This window comes from Massilia sp. S19_KUP03_FR1, from assembly GCF_036688685.1.
GTDB lineage: Bacteria > Pseudomonadota > Gammaproteobacteria > Burkholderiales > Burkholderiaceae_D > JALYUM01.
The window spans coordinates 1-1,214 of sequence record NZ_JAQQPS010000070.1; the positions used below are offsets into that span (position 1 = coordinate 1).

Sequence of the window (1,214 nt, forward strand, 5' to 3'; positions counted from 1 at the left end):
GGAAGCGCTGATCAATCGACGTTTTCGGAAGATTCCCACGTTTTTGGCGACGCGACCGCCATGCAGTTTCGCTCCCGCTTTTCCAGAAGCTTATACGTGAGCTTTTTTTGTAAATCTGCGGTATTTCTGGCGCCTTTCGGCGCTCAGGTCGCAACTCGGGTTTCAGTGACCTTAAATCGCCGGCCAGCCAGCACCAGATTGGCGAAGCCGAACAGAGTAAACAGTTGTGCGGTGTTCTTTGCCAGGCCGCGATAGCGCGTCTTACGATGACGGAACAGGTTCTTGATGACATGGAACGGATGCTCGACTTTGGCGCGCACGCTGGCCTTCAGGTGCTCCAGTTTTTCCATCATGCGGCCCAGCTTATTGTTGGGCAGCACCTTGCGCTTGGAGCGCTTCATGGCGACATGCCACGTCACGGATTTGCCAATATTTTCCGAACGCTTTTCTACGCCTTGGTAACCGGCGTCGCCAAGCGCGGCCGTCTCGTCGCCATGCAGCAGGGCGTGCGCTTGCGTCACGTCGGAGACATTACCTGCCGTGCCGACGACGGTGTGTACCAGGCCGGACGCCGCATCAACGCCGATATGGGCTTTCATCCCAAAGTGCCAGTCGTTGCCTTTCTTGGATTGGTGCATCTCCGGATCGCGCTTGCCGTCCTTGTTCTTCGTCGACGGCGGCGCGGCGATCAGCGTCGCGTCAACGATCGTCCCCTCGCGCATCATCAAACCTCTTTCAGCCAGGTGTCCGTTGATCGCATCGAAAATCTGGCGCGTCAGTTCTTTCGCTTCGAGCAGGTGGCGAAACTTGAGCAACGTCGTCGCGTCCGGCGCAGACTCGCGCGCCAGGTCGATGCCGACGAAAGCGCGAATGGCCTGGCTGTCGTAGATCGCATCTTCGATACCTTCGTCCGACAAACCAAAGCATTGCTGGGCGACGTACATGCGCAGCATGCGTGCCAGGCCAATCGGCGGCCGACCGGCGCCTACGACCTTCGGATAGAACGGTTCGACCAGCTTGTGTAGCTTGCTCCACGGCGTGACGCTGTCGATCTCAGTGAGGAAACGGTCTCGCCGCGTGAGCTTTTTCTTGGCGGCGTATTCGAGGTCAGAGAAGCTCTTTTGCATGATCAATGGCAGGCAGGGAACGTACCGTTATTGTCTCAGGTTGCGGCACCGGCGGGAACGGGAGCGCCTTAATTAATCAGCGTTTCC

The 1,214-nt window shown here is 58.0% G+C and carries 1 protein-coding gene; it reads right to left on the minus strand.

Annotated elements, in window-relative coordinates; translation table 11 throughout:
• Window positions 1-143: 143 nt before the first annotated feature.
• Window positions 144-1,127 carry an IS5 family transposase gene (locus V6M87_RS27175; RefSeq protein ID WP_332879797.1) on the minus strand — a complete coding sequence of 328 codons (984 nt, stop codon included), beginning with the start codon at window positions 1,125-1,127 and terminating at the stop codon, window positions 144-146.
• Window positions 1,128-1,214: the final 87 nt, after the last annotated feature.